The sequence below is a fragment of the Pseudomonas sp. AC193 genome, from assembly GCF_979258075.1.
The window spans coordinates 2,893,421-2,910,601 of the sequence record NZ_OZ409832.1; the positions used below are offsets into that span (position 1 = coordinate 2,893,421).

The window sequence follows — 17,181 nt, forward strand, 5'->3', positions numbered from 1 at the left end:
GATGCTGGCGTATATTTTTCGGCGACTGCTGCTGATCATCCCGACCCTGTTCGGCATTCTGCTGATCAACTTCGTGATCATTCAGGCTGCGCCCGGTGGCCCGGTGGAACAGATGATCGCCAAGCTCGAAGGCTTCGAAGGCGCCACCAGTCGCATCGCTGGCGGCGGTGCCGAGGTCTCGGTGGCCGGTTCCTCCTATCGCGGCGCGCAAGGGCTGGATCCGGCGCTGATCAAGGAAATCGAGCACATGTACGGGTTCGACAAGTCGGCCCCGGAACGCCTGTGGATCATGGTCAAAAACTACGCCTCGCTGGATTTCGGCGACAGCTTTTTCCGCGACGCCAAGGTCATCGACCTGATCAAGGAAAAGATGCCGGTGTCGATCTCGCTGGGGCTGTGGAGCACGCTGATCATGTATCTGGTGTCGATCCCGCTGGGGATCGCCAAGGCCACGCGACACGGCAGCCACTTCGACGTGCTGAACCAGTTCGGCGATCATCGTCGGTTATGCGATCCCGGCGTTCCTCTTTGCGATCCTGCTGATTGTGGTGTTTGCCGGCGGCAGTTATCTCGACTGGTTTCCGTTACGCGGGCTGACCTCGAACAACTTCGATGAGCTGAGTTTCGGCGGCAAGATCCTCGATTACTTCTGGCACCTCGCGCTACCGGTGACGGCACTGGTAATCGGCAACTTCGCGACCATGACCCTGCTGACCAAAAACAGCTTCCTCGATGAAATCAACAAACAGTACGTAGTCACCGCCAAGGCCAAAGGCCTGACCCGCCATCGCGTGCTCTACGGCCACGTGTTTCGCAACGCCATGCTATTGGTGATTGCCGGTTTCCCCTCGGCGTTCATCGGCATCTTCTTCACCGGCTCTTTGCTGGTGGAAGTGATCTTCTCCCTCGACGGTCTCGGCCTGATGAGTTTCGAAGCGGCGATCAACCGCGATTACCCGGTGGTGTTCGGCACCTTGTTCATCTTCACCCTGCTCGGGCTGGTGGTGAAACTGATCGGCGACCTCACCTACACCCTGGTCGATCCGCGCATCGACTTCGAAAGCCGGGAGCATTGAGATGAACCTGTCCCCTCTCAACCGCCGCCGCTTCGAACTGTTCAAGGCCAACAAGCGCGGCTGGTGGTCGCTGTGGCTGTTTCTGATCCTGTTCGGTCTGAGCCTCGGCGCCGAGCTGATCGCCAACGACAAGCCGCTGGTGGTGCATTACGACAACAGTTGGTATTTCCCAGCGATCAAGCGCTATCCGGAAACGACGTTTGGCGGCGAATTCCCGCTGGAAGCCAACTACAAGAGCCCGTACATCCGCGAACTGCTCAAGGCCAAGGATGCGTGGGTGTTGTGGGCGCCGATTCCGTACAACTACCAGAGCATCAATTACGACCTGAAAGTCCCGGCGCCGGCGCCACCGTCGGCGGACAACTTGCTCGGTACCGACGATCAGGGTCGCGACGTGTTGGCGCGGGTGATTTACGGCTTCCGTATTTCCGTGTTGTTCGCGCTGACGTTGACCGTGTTGAGTTCGATCATCGGCGTGATTGCCGGCGCACTGCAGGGTTTTTATGGCGGCTGGGTCGATCTGGCCGGGCAGCGTTTTCTGGAGATCTGGTCGGGGCTGCCGGTGCTGTACCTGCTGATCATTCTTGCCAGTTTTGTGCAGCCGAATTTCTGGTGGCTGCTGGGGATCATGTTGCTGTTCTCGTGGATGAGCCTGGTCGACGTGGTGCGCGCCGAGTTCCTCCGGGGTCGCAACCTTGAATACGTGCGCGCGGCGCGGGCGCTGGGCATGCAGAACGGCGCGATCATGTTCCGCCACATCCTGCCCAACGCGATGGTCTCGACCATGACATTTATGCCGTTCATCCTCACCGGCGCCATCGGCACCCTCACCGCGTTGGACTTTCTCGGTTTCGGTTTGCCGGCCGGCAGTCCGTCGCTGGGTGAACTGGTCGCGCAGGGCAAATCCAACCTGCAAGCGCCGTGGCTGGGCATCAGCGCCTTTGCCGTGCTGGCCTTGATGTTGAGTTTGCTGGTGTTTATCGGCGAGTCTGCTCGCGATGCCTTCGACCCGAGGAAGTGAAATGAATCAGGACAATCTGATCGAAGTGCGTGACCTCGCCGTCGAATTCGGTTTCGGCGAGCGCGTGCACCGCGTCGTCGAGGGCGTGAGTTTTGACATCAAGCGTGGCGAAACCCTGGCGTTGGTCGGCGAATCGGGCTCGGGCAAATCGGTAACTGCACACTCGATCCTGCGGTTGTTGCCCTACCCGATGGCCCGCCATCCAGCCGGCAGCATCAATTACGCCGGGCAAAATCTGCTGGGCCTGAGCGAAAAAACCATCCGCCACATTCGCGGCAATCGCATCGCGATGATCTTTCAGGAGCCGATGACCTCGCTGAACCCGTTGCACTCGATCGAGAAGCAGATCAACGAAATCCTCGGCATCCACAAAGGCCTGACCGGCAAAGTCGCGACCAAACGCACGCTGGAACTGCTGGAAATGGTCGGCATCCCCGAGCCGCACAAGCGCCTCAAGGCCCTGCCCCATGAATTGTCTGGTGGCCAGCGCCAGCGCGTGATGATTGCGATGGCCTTGGCCAACGAGCCGGAACTGCTGATTGCCGACGAGCCGACCACGGCACTGGACGTGACCGTTCAGCTGAAAATCCTCGATTTGCTCAAGGAATTACAGGCGCGATTGGGCATGTCGCTGTTACTGATCAGTCACGATCTGAACCTCGTGCGAAGAATTGCGCATCGTGTATGTGTCATGCAGCGCGGTTGCATCGTCGAACAGGCATCGTGCGAAGAGCTGTTCCGTTCGCCGCAGCATCCGTACACTCGGGAATTGCTCGGTGCGGAGCCCAGCGGAGGCCCGGCGACCAATAAAATCGGCGCGCCGTTGCTTGAGGTCGAGGACTTGAAAGTCTGGTTCCCGATCAAGAAAGGCCTGCTCAAGCGAACGGTGGATCACGTCAAGGCAGTGGACGGCATCAATTTCAGCCTGCCTCAGGGTCAGACTTTGGGGATTGTGGGGGAAAGCGGTTCTGGCAAATCCACGCTGGGTCTGGCGATTTTGCGTTTGATCGGCAGCAAAGGCGCGATCCGCTTTGAAGGCAAGCAGCTAGACTGCCTGACGCAGAACGAGGTTCGCCCGTTGCGTCGGGAGATGCAGGTGGTGTTTCAGGATCCGTTTGGCAGCCTGAGCCCGCGCATGTGTGTCAGCGATATCGTTGGCGAAGGTCTGCGGATTCACAAGATGGGCACCGCTGAGGAGCAACAGGCGGCGATTATTGCGGCATTGAAGGAGGTAGGTCTGGATCCGGAAACCCGGCACCGCTACCCCCACGAGTTTTCCGGTGGGCAACGGCAACGAATTGCCATTGCCCGGGCTTTGGTGCTGAAACCGGCGCTGATCCTGCTGGACGAGCCGACTTCGGCGCTCGACCGGACGGTGCAGCGGCAAGTGGTGGAGCTGTTGCGTTCACTGCAAGCCAAGTACAACCTGACGTATTTGTTTATCAGCCATGACCTGGCTGTCGTCAAAGCGCTGAGCCACCAGTTGATGGTGGTCAAGCATGGCCAAGTGGTCGAACAGGGAGACGCGCAAAGTATTTTTGCCGCCCCCCAACATCCGTATACACAGCAGTTGCTGGAAGCCGCTTTTTTGGCACCAGCCACTGCGCAATAACCTGAAAGAGGAGCAACACATGGGTTTTCTCGCCGGTAAGCGCGTACTGATCGTCGGTGTCGCCAGCAAGCTGTCCATCGCATCCGGCATCGCTGCCGCCATGCAACGCGAGGGCGCTGAGCTTGCCTTCACTTATCAGAACGACAAACTGAAAGGTCGTGTTGAAGAATTCGCCCAAGGCTGGGGTTCGAGCCCTGAGCTGTGCTTCCCGTGCGACGTGGCCAGCGATGAAGAAATCGCCAAGGTCTTCGAAGCACTGAGCAAGAAGTGGGATGGCCTGGACTGCATCGTCCACTCCGTTGGTTTCGCCCCGGGCGACCAACTGGACGGCGACTTCACCGAAGCCACCACCCGTGACGGTTTCCGCATCGCTCACGACATCAGCGCCTACAGCTTCGTAGCCCTGGCCAAAGCCGGCCGCGAAATGATGAAAGGCCGCAACGGCAGCCTGCTGACCCTGTCGTACCTGGGCGCCGAGCGCACCATGCCGAACTACAACGTCATGGGCATGGCCAAGGCTTCGCTGGAAGCTGGCGTCCGTTACCTGGCCGGCTCCCTCGGCCCGGACGGCACCCGCGTCAACTGCGTATCGGCTGGCCCGATCCGTACCCTGGCAGCGTCGGGCATCAAGAACTTCCGTAAAATGCTGGCCGCCAACGAAGCGCAAACTCCGCTGCGTCGCAACGTCACCATCGACGAAGTCGGCAACGCCGGCGCCTTCCTGTGCTCCGACCTGGCGTCCGGCATCAGCGGTGAAATCATGTACGTCGACGGCGGCTTCAACACCACCGCCATGGGCAACATCGAAGAGTGATCTTCGCTTAGCCGATAAAAAACCCGCCAACCTGGCGGGTTTTTTATGCCCGCAACCCCGCCTCCTGTGGGAGCGGGCTTGCTCGCGATGGCGGTGGGTCAGGAGATGACGATGTTGAAGGGATGGACGCCTTCGCGAGCAAGCTCGCTCCCACAGGGATCTAGGGTGAAACGGGTTTTTGTGATCACCCGCGAAACCTGTGGGAGCGGGCTTGCTCGCGAAAGCGGTGGGTCAGGCAATGATGATGTTGAAGGGATGGACGCCTTCGCGAGCAAGCTCGCTCCCACAGGGGATTTGTGGTGTGACGGGGTTTTGTGAACACCCGAGAAACCTGTAGGAGTGAGCCTGCTCGCGATGGCGGTGGGTCAGGCGATGATGATGTTGAATGGCCGGGCGCTATCGCGAGCAGGCTCACTCCTACAGGGGATTTGTGGTGAAACAAGATTATGTGAACACCCGAGAAACCTGTGGGAGTGAGCCTGCTCGCGATGGCGGTGGGTCAGGCGATGACGATGTTGAATGGCCGGGCGCTATCGCTCCTACAGGAGATTTGTGGTGTGACGGGGTTTTGTGAACACCCGAGAAATCTGTGGGAGTGAGCCTGCTCGCGATGGCAGTGGGTCAGGCGATGATGATGTTGAATTGACGAACGCCTTCGCGAGCAAGCTCGCTCCCACAGGGGATCTAGGGTGAAACGGGGGTTGGGGAACACCCGAGAAACCAGTGGGAGTGAGCCTGCTCGCGATGGCAGTGGGTCAGGTAATGATGATGTTGAATGGACGGACGCCTTCGCGAGCAGGCTCACTCCTACAGGGGGTTGTGGTGAAACGGGATTTTGTGACCACCCGAGAAACCTGTGGGAGTGAGCCTGCTCGCGATGGCAGTGGGTCAGGCAATGATGATGTTGAAGGGATGGACGCCTTCGCGAGCAAGCCCGCTCCCACAGGGGATTTGTGGTGAAACGGGGTTTTGTGAGCACCCGCGCAACCTGTGGGAGCGGGCTTGCTCGCGAAAGCGGTGGGTCAGGCAATGATGATGTTGAAGGGATGGACGCCTTCGCGAGCAGGCTCACTCCTACAAGGAATTTGTGGGGAGACGGGATAACGAGAGCACCCGAGAAACCTATGGGAGCTGGCCTGCCAGCGATGGGAACCCGAATCAACAGCGCTTCAGGGCCTGCTTGTGCGCATACATCGCGCCATCCGCGTCGGCCAGCAAGCGATCCACGGTTTCATGGCGTTTGGCGTCGTATTCGATCTGCCCGACGCTGAAGCGAATCGCATAACCCCGATGCAGCGTGGCATTACGCTCTTCAAGGATCTCCTTGAGCCGCGCCATGATCGCCGTGGTTTCGATATGACTCGACCCCGTCAGCAGCGCGACAAACTCATCCCCACCCAACCGCCCCACCACATCGCTCTCGCGAAAGGCAATTCGCAGCACATCGGCAAAGGTCTTCAGCGCGCTGTCGCCCTCGGCATGCCCGTATAGATCGTTGATCTGCTTGAAATCATTCAGGTCGAAAAACAGCAACGTCGCCGGCCGCTCCAGCCGTGCGCAGGCGTCCAGCGCATGCTGCGCCAGTTGCTTGAACCCGCGACGATTGGACAGCAACGTCAACTCGTCCATGCTCGCCATCTGCACGGCCGTCAACTCTTGCTCGGCCATTTCCGCCAGATCACGCAAGAGCGCGCGTTCTTCGTCATCAAGTTCGCGAGGTTTGGTGTCGAGCAGGCACAACGTGCCCATTTTATTGCCGTTGGGCACGGTCAGCGGATAGCCGGCGTAGAAGCGAATATTCGGCTCGCCGGTCACCAGCGGATTATCGTGGAAGCGCACGTCCTCCCGCGCATCGGGCACCAGCAGCAGACCATCATTGAGAATCGCATGCCCGCAGAACGAGATATCCCGTGGTGTCTCGGTAGCCGCCAGGCCCACGCAGGACTTGAACCACTGACGATCCTTGTCGACCAGCGTCACCAGCGCAATCGGCACATTGAACAGTCGTTTGGCCAGCCGCGTCAGCCGATCGAAACGCTCCTCCGGCGCCGAATCGAGAAGGTCGAGGCCGTGCAGCACCTGAATTCGCGCCGCTTCATTGGCAGGTTTTCCTGGAACCAGCATTCGCACACTCCGTTGGCATCAATGACTTTCAGCGTAGCGCAAATCAGCGCAGGTTCACCCATCAGATGCCCGCCACCGGACACGGCCCGCCCGCGTCGGCCCAGAGCTTGAATTGCTCGACAAAAATGTCATGCGGCACCGGCACCGGCGCGCGCCCTGCCCCGGGATTCCAGCCCCACAACACCAGTTTGTCTTCGCTGACGTGTTTGATCAGCGCCGCGAAATCGCGGTCGCCGTTGCTGGAACGATCCTTGATCATCGCGCAGAGTTTGTCCGGCGGCAGGCCGATCCAGGCCATTTTGTGCGCCGCCGGCGGCAGGCTCCAATGCGGCGCACCCGGCGGTGCATGCGGGCCGTAACTGGCCGGCGGATTGTTTTCCGCGTGACAGGTGGCGCAGGGCAAACCGGCCGCGCCCTTGCCGTCCATGCCGCGCACCACGTTCATCGCATGCGGAACGCCCGCGTCGAACTGCAGCGGCGAATCGCCGGGGATATGGCAGTTCTGGCAGCGCGGGCTCTGGAAGACTTTCTGCACCGTGCCGAACGCCTTCAATGCTTCCTGATCATCGGCAAACAAGTCCGAGGCATAACCGCCGAGCCCCAGCAAAACCACCGTGCCCAACACTAGATGTCGTTTCATCTCACACCCCCGACAGTTGCAGCGGCAACTCGCGCAGACGCTGCCCGGTCAGGGCGAACACCGCGTTGGCCACCGCCGGCGCAGTCGGCGGCACACCGGCCTCGCCGATGCCGCCGGGTTTGTCGCTGCTGGGCACGATGTGCACTTCCACTACCGGCATCTCGTTGAGCCGCAGCACCTGATAATCGTGATAGTTGGACTGCATCACCGCGCCGTCCTTGAGCGTCAGTTTGCTGTGCAGCGCCATGCCCAGGCCGAAGGTGATGCACGATTCCATCTGCGCGGCGATGCTCTGCGGATTCACCGCGATCCCGCAGTCCACCGCGCAAACCACGCGGTGCACGCGAATCGCCAGATTGTCCTGCGACACCTCGGCGACTTGTGCCACGTAACTGCCGAAGGATTCGTGCACCGCCACGCCGAGTGCATGACCATCCGGCAACGGAGCCTTCCAATTGGCCTTCTCCACCGCCAGATTCAAAACACCTAGATGCCGAGGATGATCCTTGAGCAAGGTTCGTCGGTACTCGACCGGATCCTTGCCCGCCGCCGTGGCCATTTCATCGATCAACGATTCCATGACAAAACCGGTGTGGCTATGGCCCACCGAGCGCAGCCACAACACATTGATGCCGGTTTGCGGCGAATGCAGATCGACCTGATGATTGGCCAGACCTTTGACGTAAGGACTGTCGGAAACGCCTTCGACCGAAGTGGGATCGATGCCGTTCTTGACCATCGTCGCCTCCATCAGCGTGCCGGTCATAATCGACTGCCCGACCAACACATGCTGCCAACTCGACGGCAAACCATCAGCGCCCAAACCGATCTTCGCCTGATGCAGGAACATCGACCGGTAGTAACCGCCACGAATGTCATCTTCCCGCGACCACACGGTTTTCACCGGCATAGCCGCGGCTTTCGCCACTTGCACGGCTTCGGCAACGAAGTCCGACGTTGGATTGGCTCGACGCCCAAAACCGCCGCCAAGAAACTCGGTGTGGATTTCCACTTGTTCAGGCTTCAGCCCGGTGATCTTGCCGGCGACCATTTGATCCAGCGTCTGAAACTGCGTCCCCGTCCAGATCTCGCATTTCTCGGCACTGATCTTCACCGTGCAATTGAGCGGTTCCATCGGCGCGTGGGCCAGATACGGCACGCTGTATTCGACATCGATTTTCTTCGTGGCTTTGCCAAAAGTACCCTTGGCATCCCCGGCCTGACTGGCTGACGTGCCTTGCGTCGTGGCCAGTTTGCGGAAACTCTCCAGCAATTTTTCACTGCTCAGATCCGCATGCGGGCCCAGATCCCAGTCAATCTTCAGCGCATCTCGCCCGAGCTTCGCCGCCCAATAATGCTCGGCAATCACCGCGACACCGGTCGGTACCTGCAGCACTTTGTGCACGCCCGGCACCGCCAACGCTTCGGCGCCCTCGAAGGATTTGACGCTGGCACCAAACACCGGCGCGCGCGCGACCATCGCCGTCATCAGCCCTTCGAACTGCACATCCATGCCGAACTTGGCGCGGCCGGTGATTTTCTCCGGCGTGTCGAGGCGCTTGGTCGGTTTGCCGATGACTTTCCAGTCCTTGGCTTCCTTGAAAGTGATCGATTTCGGATCCGGCACGGGGAGTTGCCCGGCGGCGTCCGCCAGCTCGCCGTAAGTTGCACGTTGATCGCCGGCAATCACCACGCCCGACTCAGTGCGAATCGCCGAGGGCGCCACTTCAAAACGCTTCGCCGCTGCTTCAACCAACATTTGCCGAGCGGTCGCGCCTGCCAGCCGATAGCGATCGAACTCCATCCATGTCGACGTCGAACCGCCGGTAATCTGCATGCCGCCAAACCCCGGCATGCCGTAATCCGCTGCTGATGCGGGCGAATGCTCGACGCGGATCTTCGACCAATCGGCATCCAGTTCTTCGGCGATCAGCATGGTCAGGCCCGTCCAGATGCCCTGGCCCATCTCCGAATGCCCGAGCAACACGGTGACGCTGTTGTCCGCCGCGATGCGCAAAAACGCATTCGGCGCAAAGACCTTGCCTTCGTTCTCGGCCGCATAGGCAAACTTATGTCCGCCGGGGACGACGAACGCCACCACCAAGCCGCCGCCCAACACGGCGCTGCCCTTGAGAAAACCCCGACGCGATACAGGACTATTCATCACCCGACTCCCACGTAATCCATCAGCCGATTTCCGATGCACGCTTCACCGCTGCGCGGATTCGCGGATAGGTGCCGCAGCGGCAGATATTGCCGGAGAGCGCCTGGTCGATATCGCTGTCGGTGGGTTTGGGGATTTTCGCTAACAATGCGGCGGCAGACATGATCTGCCCCGACTGGCAGTAACCGCACTGCACCACGTCAAGTTCAGCCCAGGCTTGCTGCACCGGGTGCGAACCGTCGGTGGACAGGCCTTCGATGGTGAGAATTTTCTGCCCGTGGGCCACGGCGGTTGCCGGCGTGATGCAGGCGCGCAACGGCGCCCCGTCGACGTGCACGGTGCAGGCCCCGCACTGGGCCATGCCGCAGCCGAATTTGGTACCGGTCAGGTGCGCGACATCGCGCAGAACCCAGAGCAACGGCATGTCCGCTGGGACATCGAGCTCCTGATCCTTGCCATTGATATTCAAGGTCAGCATCGGGGAAATTCCTCAGACTCACGGTGTTCTGAAGGGGCGCCGCTGTGGCCAAACATGCCTACGCGCGCCTCGGCTTATCCCTTTCAGCAAAGCCTAAATTGCGCATGAAGCCAGACGTTGCGACCACCGGTCATGCAGATGTCGACTTTAATCCTACAGTTGATAACGGCTCGCACCCGAGCCATCCCCTTAGAAAACGCGTCATGAGCGATACCGGTCCGCGCCCACCGCGCGGGTTATCCATCACATTGGTCTGGAGTAGCGAACATGGGATTTGTCACCACCAAAGACGGCGTCGAAATCTTCTACAAAGACTGGGGCCCGAAAGACGCGCCGGTGATCCACTTCCACCACGGCTGGCCGCTGAGCTCGGACGATTGGGATGCGCAGATGCTGTTTTTCCTTGGCAAAGGCTTTCGGGTGATTGCCCATGACCGCCGTGGCCACGGGCGCTCGAGCCAGGTCTGGGATGGCCACGATATGGATCACTACGCGGATGATGCGCTGGCGGTGGTTAATCACTTGGGCGTGAAGAACGTGGTGCATGTCGGCCACTCGACCGGTGGCGGTGAGGTCATTCATTACATCGCCCGGCATGGCCAGGACAACGTCGCCAAAGGCGTGTTGATCAGCGCGGTGCCGCCGTTGATGGTGCAGACCGAGAGTAATCCGGGTGGGTTGCCGAAATCGGTGTTCGATGAGTTTCAGGCGAATTTAGCGGCGAGTCGCGCGCAGTTCTATCGGGATATTCCGACCGGGCCGTTTTACGGCTACAACCGGCCAGGGGCGAAGGCGTCCGAAGGGGTGATCGCCAATTGGTGGCGCCAGGGCATGATTGGCGGGGCGAAGGCGCACTACGACGGGATCGTGGCGTTTTCGCAGACGGACTTCACCGAAGACCTGAAGAAAGTCACCGTGCCGGTGTTGGTGATGCACGGTGAGGATGACCAGATTGTGCCGTACGCCAACTCGGCGCCGTTGTCGGCGAAGTTGCTGCCCAACGGCACACTGAAGTCGTACCCGGGGTTTCCACACGGGATGCCGACGACGGAGGCCGATACCATTAACGCGGATCTGCTGGCCTTTATTCGCGGCTAAAATTGCTGGTCATACACACTCTCCCCTGTGGGAGCGAGCCTGCTCGCGAAAGCATTCAATCAGACATTGCTGTGCTGACTGACCCACTGCTTTCGCGAGCAAGCCCGCTCCCACAATGACGTGTGCCAATCCTCAATTCTGAGATCCACACCCATCCCCTGTGGGAGATTGCTCGCGAATGCGGTCTGTCCGTCAATGTTGGGCTGACTGATCCACTGCTTTCGCGAGCAAGCCCGCTCCCACAATGACGTGTGCCAATCCTCAATTCTGAGATCCACACCCATCTCCCACAATGATGTGTGCCAATCCTCAATTCTGAGATCCACACAGTCCCCTGTGGGAGCGGGCTTGCTCGCGAATGCGGTCTGTCCGTCAATGTCGGGCTGACTGATACACCGCATTCGCGAGCAAGCCCGCTCCCACAAAGGCAGATTATGGGCTGCAATTATTCTTCGGTTCGGCCCGTGCTTTCCCGGTCACGTTCATAGTGGTGAGCCAACGGAAGTGCCGGCAACCACGCCTCCCGGCGTATCGTCCAGAGTTCGTAAGTGGGTTTGAACTGATCCGGCTCATCGAGCGATCCGACGTTAATCTCGACTTCATCTTCCGAACGCGTAAATACGGGAGAACCGCAGCGCGGGCAGAAGAATCGTCCGTTGTAGTCGCGGGTTTCGCCGCTGACCTTGAGCGCGTCTTCGGGGAATATGGCCGAGGTGTGGAACAGCGCGCCGTGGCGTTTGCGGCAGTCGAGGCAATGGCAGATGCCGACGCGGTAAGGCTGGCCGGACACTTCGAAACGGACATCGCCGCACAGGCAGCCGCCGGTTGATTTATTCATGGTGCACCTCAGCTATTCAACTTCAAGTTAGAGATCATTCAGTCTGGAAAAGGTTTGCTCGGTTGCCACGAACGGTCTTGGACGTGCGTCTCCCAGTCTATTAATGAGCACAACTCATCAAGCCATCCTGTTTTACCCGTCTAGTCCTCACCAGTCAGCTCGCTTACTGTTCTCCCAACGCCAACGGGAGATCGACATGCGCAAGCGCACACTCGGCAACAGCTCACTCGAAGTATCCGCCCTCGGCTTTGGCTGCATGGGCTTGAGTCACGGCTACGGCCCGGCGACGGATACCCAACAAGCCATTGCACTGATCCGTTCAGCCGTTGACCGAGGCGTGACGTTCTTCGACACCGCCGAGGTCTACGGCCCTTACCTGAACGAGCAGGTGGTCGGCGAAGCACTGGCGCCCGTTCGTGACAAAGTCGTCATCGCCACCAAGTTCGGCTTCACCTTCGGTGACGACAATAAGCAGCAGATTCTCAACAGCCGCCCCGAGCACATTCGGGAGGCCGTCGAGGGTTCGTTGAAGCGGTTGAAGACTGATTACATCGATTTGCTCTACCAGCACCGCGTCGATCCGGACGTGCCAATCGAGGACGTCGCCGGCGCGGTGAAAGATTTGATCAGCGAAGGCAAGGTCAAGCACTTCGGCCTGTCGGAGGCCGGTGCGCAAACCATTCGCCGCGCCCATGCAGTACAACCAGTCACCGCGCTGCAAAGCGAATACTCGTTGTGGTGGCGCGAGCCCGAGCAGGAAATCCTGCCGACGCTTTGGGAGCTGGGCATCGGCTTCGTGCCGTTCAGCCCACTAGGTAAAGGTTTCCTCACCGGCACGGTGTCGGCGGAGGCCACTTACGGTAGCGACGATTTTCGCAGCATCGTGCCGCGCTTCAGCCAGTCGGCGCTGCAAGCCAATCAGGGCCTCGTCGTGTTGATCCGTCAGATCGCCGCGCAGAAACAAGCCACACCGGCGCAGATCGCTTTGGCTTGGCTGCTCGCACAGGCACCGTGGATTGTGCCGATTCCGGGCACGACCAAACTGCATCGCCTGGAAGAAAACCTCGGCGGCGCGGACATCACGCTCGACGCTGCTGAACTCAAGGCAATTGACACCGCACTGGCGCAAATCCGTATCGAAGGCGAGCGTTATCCCGAGGCTCTCAAGGCGCGCGTCGGCCGATGAGTAACGATCACGATCCGCTGCGGCGCACGGTGATCGCCGCATTGGCCAGCGCCCCGCTGCTGTCGCTCGCCGACACGCAAAGCACCAGTGAAACACCGCGCTCAGGCTCGCGGATTCTGGTCGCGTACTTCTCGCGCTCGGGCAATACCCGCGTGGTCGCCGGGCTGATCCAGCGTGGACTGGGTATAGCCGCAGCATCCTCGTCCAGCACGCGCCGAAAGCCAAGGTGCTGGAAGGTTTTGTGATGGAGGGTGAGCAGGAGCGCAGGACCATGGAACGCGTGAACGGCTGGCTGAGCGATCACCCTGTCACGCGTTAATTGAATTTTTGTACCGAGTGACATCTTGAAAATCCGCACGCTGGCCACGGCCCCCGCGCGGCACCGCTTCACGACCTGAACGGAGTTGATCTGATGAACATCGACGTCCGCAACCACGCCGCCCGCCCCGCACTCATGGCGCTCTGTCTGAGTGTCGGGGCAATGTTCAGCGTTACCACTCACGCAGCCGAGGCATCGCAACCCATGACCAGTACGCCAGCAAGCGCAGCAACTTTGTCCAGCCAACAACAATCGATTCCACTGATCGCCGCGTTCATGGCGACCAGCGACATGCCCAACCTCAACACGGCGCTCAACCAGGGACTCGATGCCGGCCTGACCATCAGCGAAACCCGGGAAATTCTCGTGCAGCTCTACGCCTATGTCGGCTTCCCGCGCAGCCTGAACGCCTTGAACGAATTGATGACTGTGGTGCAAGCGCGCAAACAGCGCGGCATTGACGATGCGCCGGGGCGTGAACCGAGCCGGGCGATTCCGACCGGTGATGAACTGCTGGCCGCCGGCACCGCCAATCAAACGAAGATCTCCGGCGCTCCGGTGAAAGGCCCGGTGTTCGAGTTCGCCCCGGTAGCCAACCAGTTCCTGCAAACCCACCTGTTCGGCGACATCTTCGAGCGCGACAACCTCGACTGGCAAAGCCGCGAACTGGCGACCGTCGGGGCGCTGGCGGCAACGCCGGGGGTGGAATCGCAATTGCGCTCGCACATGGCGGCGAGCCTGCGCGTGGGACTCAGCGCAGCACAGTTGCACGAGGTCAGTGAACTGCTGAAAAAACACGGCGACGCGCAGACGGCTGAACGTGCAGATGGGGCGCTGAAAGAGGCACTCGCGGCTTTCAAGTGATCGCCCGTTTGACCTGACGCAGCAATTCCTCAAAGAAAAATAGCCGGACTCAGCCAAACACTTTTGCACTGTAATCAACTCTCGGGGGTCGCGCGTCCGTGCGCAACCTGCTTTCATGGATTAATCCCGCGCCCCTCATGAGAGATTCTCATCAATGTCCCGCGCCAACCTCAACGACCTGCAAGGCGATACTTACGGCCTTAAAACGGAAATCTCAGCGAACACTGCAAACCCGGGCTCATATTGAGCATCGACATCTCGCCCCGCAGTTGGCGGGTCAGCGATTTGATGATCTTCATTCCCACGGACGAATGCTGTTTCAGATCAAACCCCGCAGGCAGCCCCGCGCCCTTATCCGTCACGTTCAACAGCACCTGACCAGCAGCCGCCTTCAGCTCGATAAACACGTCCCCCGCCGACTTGTCGGCGTAGGCGTATTTAAGGGCATTGGTGACCAGTTCATTCAGCACCAGCGCCAACGGGATCGCCTTGTCCAGCGGCAGGATGACGTCGTCCAGGTCGATCACGAAGCGTGTTTGCGCCGAGGCTGAACCGCGCAGCCCATCGATCAACTCGGCCAGATAAATACCTGCGTTGACCGTTTCCACTTGATCGGCCTGATACAGCTTTTCGTGGACGGCAGCGATGCTCATGATCCGTCGGCTGGTATCGACGAGTGCTGCGCGGGCGACGGGATCTGCCAATTGGCGTATTTGCAGTTGGATCAACCCGATGATCAGTTGCAGGTGATTTTTCGTCCGATGGTTGATTTCCTTGAGGAGCATGTCCTTTTGCTCAAGCAGCTGATTTTTCTGCCGCAGCGAGCGCCTCAGCTCCATTTGCGCCATGACCTGTTTGGCCAACGTCACCAGGGCGATTTTCTGTTGCGGGCTCAGCTGTCGCGGGTGTCGGTCGAGAATGCACAGCGTCCCGAGGCCGTAGCCTTCCGCCGTCTCCAGCAAGCAGCCGGCGTAGAAGCGCAAACCCTCATCGGCCGTCACCAGCGGGTTGGAGCTCATCCTCGGGTCAGCGCGCAGATCGGGTATGACGGTGATGCCAGGCTGCAGAAGGACGTGACGGCAGATGGAAACGTCCAAGGGTGTTTCGCGGATTCCCAAGCCTGTTTCCGCCTTGAACCACTGGCGGTGGCGGTCTATCAGGTTCATCACCGAAATTGGCGCGTCGCAGATGGCGGCGGCCAGGCTCACGAGCTCGTCAAAATCCGCTTCGCGTGGGGTATCGAGGATTTCATAGCCGTGCAGCACGGCAAGACGTTCGGGCGAGTCGCACGGGTCGATGAAGCTCTGCGAAATCATTAGGGCTCCAGCATAGGGAGGCACGCGCCATGGGTTCAAAACGCAAGGAATCGAATGCAGGCGTGCGGAGTGAGACAGGAAAGGAGCAGAGCATACACGCAATCGGTACCTGCCCGCCGTGCAGACTGATGCCCTTTGGTAAGCTCGCTGAATGCGGCGCGGCGTCCATACTGTGGTTCTCCCGGACTGCTTTCTTTCAACCCTGTCGGAGACCGACATGCCCACCCCTGAATCCGCCCTGCTGCAGAGCTGGCACGCCAACGCCGACGCGTGGATCGACGTCATCCGCAGCGGTGCCATTGAGAGCCGCCAGCAGGTGACAGATCAAGCCGTTCTACTGGCGATTATCGGGCGTCAGCCGGCGCGTGTGCTTGATCTGGGCTGCGGCGAAGGCTGGTTGCTGCGGGCGTTGGCGGATCGGGGAATTGAGGCGGTGGGCGTCGATGGCGATGCGACGCTGGTGGGCGCGGCACGTCTGGCCGGCACTTGCACCGTGCATGTAGCCGACTACGACGCGTTGGTCGAGGCGAAGGTTGATGTTGGCGGGGATTACGATTTGATCTGCGCGAATTTTTCGCTGCTGCATCAGGACATCATTCCATTGCTGGCTGCGATGAATGACCTGCTGGCTCCGGGCGGCGCCCTGATCATCCAGACGTTGCACCCATGGGCCGTTGCGGCAGGCGATTATCAGGATGGCTGGCGCGAAGAATCGTTCGCCGGGTTCAAGGGCCAGTGGCAGCCGATGCCGTGGTATTTCCGCACGTTGTCGAGCTGGTTCAATGCGCTGGATATGGCCGGGTTGCGGCTGGTCGGCCTACAAGAGCCGCAGCACCCGCAAAGCCCGGTGCCGCAGTCATTACTGATGGTGGCTGAGCGCAACTGATATCCAAAAAACACCGCTAACCCTGTAGGAGCCGAGCTTGCTCGCGAAAGCGGTGTGTCAGGGAGCGAATAGGCAGCTGTGACGACGGATTCGCGAGCAAGCCCGCTCCCACAGGAGTGATGTCCGCCGCCGCCAAATCACCTCAAATCCAGCCCTGTTAGCGCCGGCCGCTGATCCCGCCAACACCGCATACCAAATGTGGGAGCGGGCTTGCTCGCGAAAGCGGTGTGTCAGGGAGCGAATAGGCAGCTGTGACGACGTCTTCGCGAGCAAGCCCGCTCCCACAGGGGGTTACGCGGTTTGCAGGATCAATCGCGGGCCGCGCAGGCGATACTGCGCCAATAAACGCATGACGTAGCCGATTTTGATCAGGGTCGGGCCGAGGATGGTCAGCGCATGCATCGCCACCAGCAGCGCAATCGGCATGTGGCCGTCGTAGAGATAAGCGCCGTAGATCCCGGACAGCAGCATGATCAGACCGGCAACAAGGACTTTGCTCGACAGGTGCAGAACGTTCAGCGGGCTTTCGAAGAAAGTGAGCATGGTGGCGGACTCCTGAGCTGTTCAGTTTTGTACCTTGACCACTTCAAGTCTCGTGCCAGATTTATAATCCAACAAAATCAGCCACCTGCAAAAACCAGAGTCAAATTGACACAGATCAATAAAGGTCTTTTTGACTCGGGTATTTGTCATTAAGACTACATTCAGCTCAAACCATCAACGCCACCGCCTAAAAGCAAACCAA

General features: G+C 59.9%; 14 protein-coding genes and 2 pseudogenes. 9 read left to right on the top strand and 7 right to left on the bottom strand.

Annotation, left to right across the window (positions count from 1 at the left end):
* The first annotated feature begins 1 nt into the window (after window position 1).
* The 4 genes and pseudogenes from ACZZ0D_RS13030 to fabI all read left to right on the top strand — a co-directional run bounded on the left by ACZZ0D_RS13030 (window position 2) and on the right by fabI (window position 4,523).
* Window positions 2-1,076 (top strand): annotated as a pseudogene (locus ACZZ0D_RS13030) (microcin C ABC transporter permease YejB).
* A gap of 1 nt (window position 1,077) precedes the next feature.
* The gene (locus ACZZ0D_RS13035) at window positions 1,078-2,097 is read left to right on the top strand and encodes an ABC transporter permease (RefSeq protein WP_282358821.1); all 1,020 of its coding nucleotides are present in this window, start codon (window positions 1,078-1,080) and stop codon (window positions 2,095-2,097) included.
* 1 nt (window position 2,098) lies between these two features.
* Window positions 2,099-3,709, top strand: a complete 1,611-nt coding sequence (locus tag ACZZ0D_RS13040) for an ABC transporter ATP-binding protein (RefSeq protein ID WP_463553460.1) — start codon at window positions 2,099-2,101, stop codon at window positions 3,707-3,709.
* Window positions 3,710-3,728: 19 nt separating this feature from the next.
* Window positions 3,729-4,523 (top strand): enoyl-ACP reductase FabI, encoded by a 795-nt coding sequence (gene fabI, locus ACZZ0D_RS13045; RefSeq protein ID WP_463553461.1) that lies wholly within the window; start codon window positions 3,729-3,731, stop codon window positions 4,521-4,523.
* 1,158 nt (window positions 4,524-5,681) lie between these two features.
* Here fabI and ACZZ0D_RS13050 read toward each other — a convergent pair.
* The 4 genes from ACZZ0D_RS13050 to ACZZ0D_RS13065 form a co-directional block, all read right to left on the bottom strand.
* Entirely contained in the window at window positions 5,682-6,647 is a 966-nt protein-coding gene (locus ACZZ0D_RS13050) for a sensor domain-containing diguanylate cyclase (RefSeq protein ID WP_159815512.1), read from the bottom strand.
* 61 nt (window positions 6,648-6,708) lie between these two features.
* The gene (locus ACZZ0D_RS13055; RefSeq protein WP_159815511.1) at window positions 6,709-7,287 is read right to left on the bottom strand and encodes a hypothetical protein; all 579 of its coding nucleotides are present in this window, start codon (window positions 7,285-7,287) and stop codon (window positions 6,709-6,711) included.
* 1 nt (window position 7,288) lies between these two features.
* On the bottom strand, window positions 7,289-9,451 hold the full coding sequence (locus ACZZ0D_RS13060) for a xanthine dehydrogenase family protein molybdopterin-binding subunit (RefSeq protein ID WP_463553462.1): 2,163 nt from the start codon (window positions 9,449-9,451) through the stop codon (window positions 7,289-7,291).
* A 22-nt stretch (window positions 9,452-9,473) separates the two neighbouring features.
* Window positions 9,474-9,929, bottom strand: a complete 456-nt coding sequence (locus tag ACZZ0D_RS13065; RefSeq protein WP_003224136.1) for a (2Fe-2S)-binding protein — start codon at window positions 9,927-9,929, stop codon at window positions 9,474-9,476.
* A gap of 267 nt (window positions 9,930-10,196) precedes the next feature.
* Here ACZZ0D_RS13065 and ACZZ0D_RS13070 point away from each other — a divergent pair, with 267 nt between their 5' ends.
* Window positions 10,197-11,027: an alpha/beta fold hydrolase gene (locus tag ACZZ0D_RS13070; protein ID WP_463553463.1), complete on the top strand. Its 831-nt coding sequence runs from the start codon at window positions 10,197-10,199 to the stop codon at window positions 11,025-11,027.
* A 445-nt stretch (window positions 11,028-11,472) separates the two neighbouring features.
* On the opposite strand, the gene ACZZ0D_RS13075 is transcribed toward ACZZ0D_RS13070, so the two are convergent.
* Window positions 11,473-11,865 carry a GFA family protein gene (locus ACZZ0D_RS13075; RefSeq protein ID WP_401238844.1) on the bottom strand — a complete coding sequence of 131 codons (393 nt, stop codon included), beginning with the start codon at window positions 11,863-11,865 and terminating at the stop codon, window positions 11,473-11,475.
* Window positions 11,866-12,061: 196 nt separating this feature from the next.
* Here ACZZ0D_RS13075 and ACZZ0D_RS13080 point away from each other — a divergent pair, with 196 nt between their 5' ends.
* The 3 genes and pseudogenes from ACZZ0D_RS13080 (at window position 12,062) to ACZZ0D_RS13090 (ending at window position 14,234) form a co-directional block, all read left to right on the top strand.
* Window positions 12,062-13,051 (top strand): aldo/keto reductase, encoded by a 990-nt coding sequence (locus ACZZ0D_RS13080; protein ID WP_463553464.1) that lies wholly within the window; start codon window positions 12,062-12,064, stop codon window positions 13,049-13,051.
* Window positions 13,048-13,370, top strand: a pseudogene (locus tag ACZZ0D_RS13085) (hypothetical protein). Before ACZZ0D_RS13080 ends, ACZZ0D_RS13085 begins: the two are co-directional and overlap by 4 nt.
* Before the next feature lie 93 nt (window positions 13,371-13,463).
* Window positions 13,464-14,234, top strand: a complete 771-nt coding sequence (locus ACZZ0D_RS13090; protein WP_463553465.1) for a carboxymuconolactone decarboxylase family protein — start codon at window positions 13,464-13,466, stop codon at window positions 14,232-14,234.
* A 200-nt stretch (window positions 14,235-14,434) separates the two neighbouring features.
* Here the strand turns inward: ACZZ0D_RS13090 and ACZZ0D_RS13095 are convergent, their stop codons facing one another.
* On the bottom strand, window positions 14,435-15,589 hold the full coding sequence (locus tag ACZZ0D_RS13095; protein WP_282359106.1) for a sensor histidine kinase: 1,155 nt from the start codon (window positions 15,587-15,589) through the stop codon (window positions 14,435-14,437).
* 178 nt (window positions 15,590-15,767) lie between these two features.
* Between ACZZ0D_RS13095 and ACZZ0D_RS13100 the strand changes: the two genes are divergently transcribed.
* Complete coding sequence (locus tag ACZZ0D_RS13100; protein ID WP_463553466.1) at window positions 15,768-16,436, top strand: class I SAM-dependent methyltransferase; 669 nt, start codon at window positions 15,768-15,770, stop codon at window positions 16,434-16,436.
* A 291-nt stretch (window positions 16,437-16,727) separates the two neighbouring features.
* On the opposite strand, the gene ACZZ0D_RS13105 is transcribed toward ACZZ0D_RS13100, so the two are convergent.
* On the bottom strand, window positions 16,728-16,979 hold the full coding sequence (locus ACZZ0D_RS13105; protein WP_463553467.1) for a transmembrane sensor/regulator PpyR: 252 nt from the start codon (window positions 16,977-16,979) through the stop codon (window positions 16,728-16,730).
* Window positions 16,980-17,181: the final 202 nt, after the last annotated feature.

What these genes read in the sequence shown, in the direction of transcription:
- ACZZ0D_RS13035 (WP_282358821.1), top strand. Translation starts at nt 1,078, where the DNA reads ATGAACCTGTCCCCTCTCAACCGCCGCCGCTTCGAACTGTTCAAGGCC.
- ACZZ0D_RS13040 (WP_463553460.1), top strand. Translation starts at nt 2,099, where the DNA reads ATGAATCAGGACAATCTGATCGAAGTGCGTGACCTCGCCGTCGAATTC.
- fabI (WP_463553461.1), top strand. Translation starts at nt 3,729, where the DNA reads ATGGGTTTTCTCGCCGGTAAGCGCGTACTGATCGTCGGTGTCGCCAGC.
- ACZZ0D_RS13050 (WP_159815512.1), bottom strand. Translation starts at nt 6,647, where the DNA reads ATGCTGGTTCCAGGAAAACCTGCCAATGAAGCGGCGCGAATTCAGGTG.
- ACZZ0D_RS13055 (WP_159815511.1), bottom strand. Translation starts at nt 7,287, where the DNA reads ATGAAACGACATCTAGTGTTGGGCACGGTGGTTTTGCTGGGGCTCGGC.
- ACZZ0D_RS13060 (WP_463553462.1), bottom strand. Translation starts at nt 9,451, where the DNA reads ATGAATAGTCCTGTATCGCGTCGGGGTTTTCTCAAGGGCAGCGCCGTG.
- ACZZ0D_RS13065 (WP_003224136.1), bottom strand. Translation starts at nt 9,929, where the DNA reads ATGCTGACCTTGAATATCAATGGCAAGGATCAGGAGCTCGATGTCCCA.
- ACZZ0D_RS13070 (WP_463553463.1), top strand. Translation starts at nt 10,197, where the DNA reads ATGGGATTTGTCACCACCAAAGACGGCGTCGAAATCTTCTACAAAGAC.
- ACZZ0D_RS13075 (WP_401238844.1), bottom strand. Translation starts at nt 11,865, where the DNA reads ATGAATAAATCAACCGGCGGCTGCCTGTGCGGCGATGTCCGTTTCGAA.
- ACZZ0D_RS13080 (WP_463553464.1), top strand. Translation starts at nt 12,062, where the DNA reads ATGCGCAAGCGCACACTCGGCAACAGCTCACTCGAAGTATCCGCCCTC.
- ACZZ0D_RS13090 (WP_463553465.1), top strand. Translation starts at nt 13,464, where the DNA reads ATGAACATCGACGTCCGCAACCACGCCGCCCGCCCCGCACTCATGGCG.
- ACZZ0D_RS13100 (WP_463553466.1), top strand. Translation starts at nt 15,768, where the DNA reads ATGCCCACCCCTGAATCCGCCCTGCTGCAGAGCTGGCACGCCAACGCC.
- ACZZ0D_RS13105 (WP_463553467.1), bottom strand. Translation starts at nt 16,979, where the DNA reads ATGCTCACTTTCTTCGAAAGCCCGCTGAACGTTCTGCACCTGTCGAGC.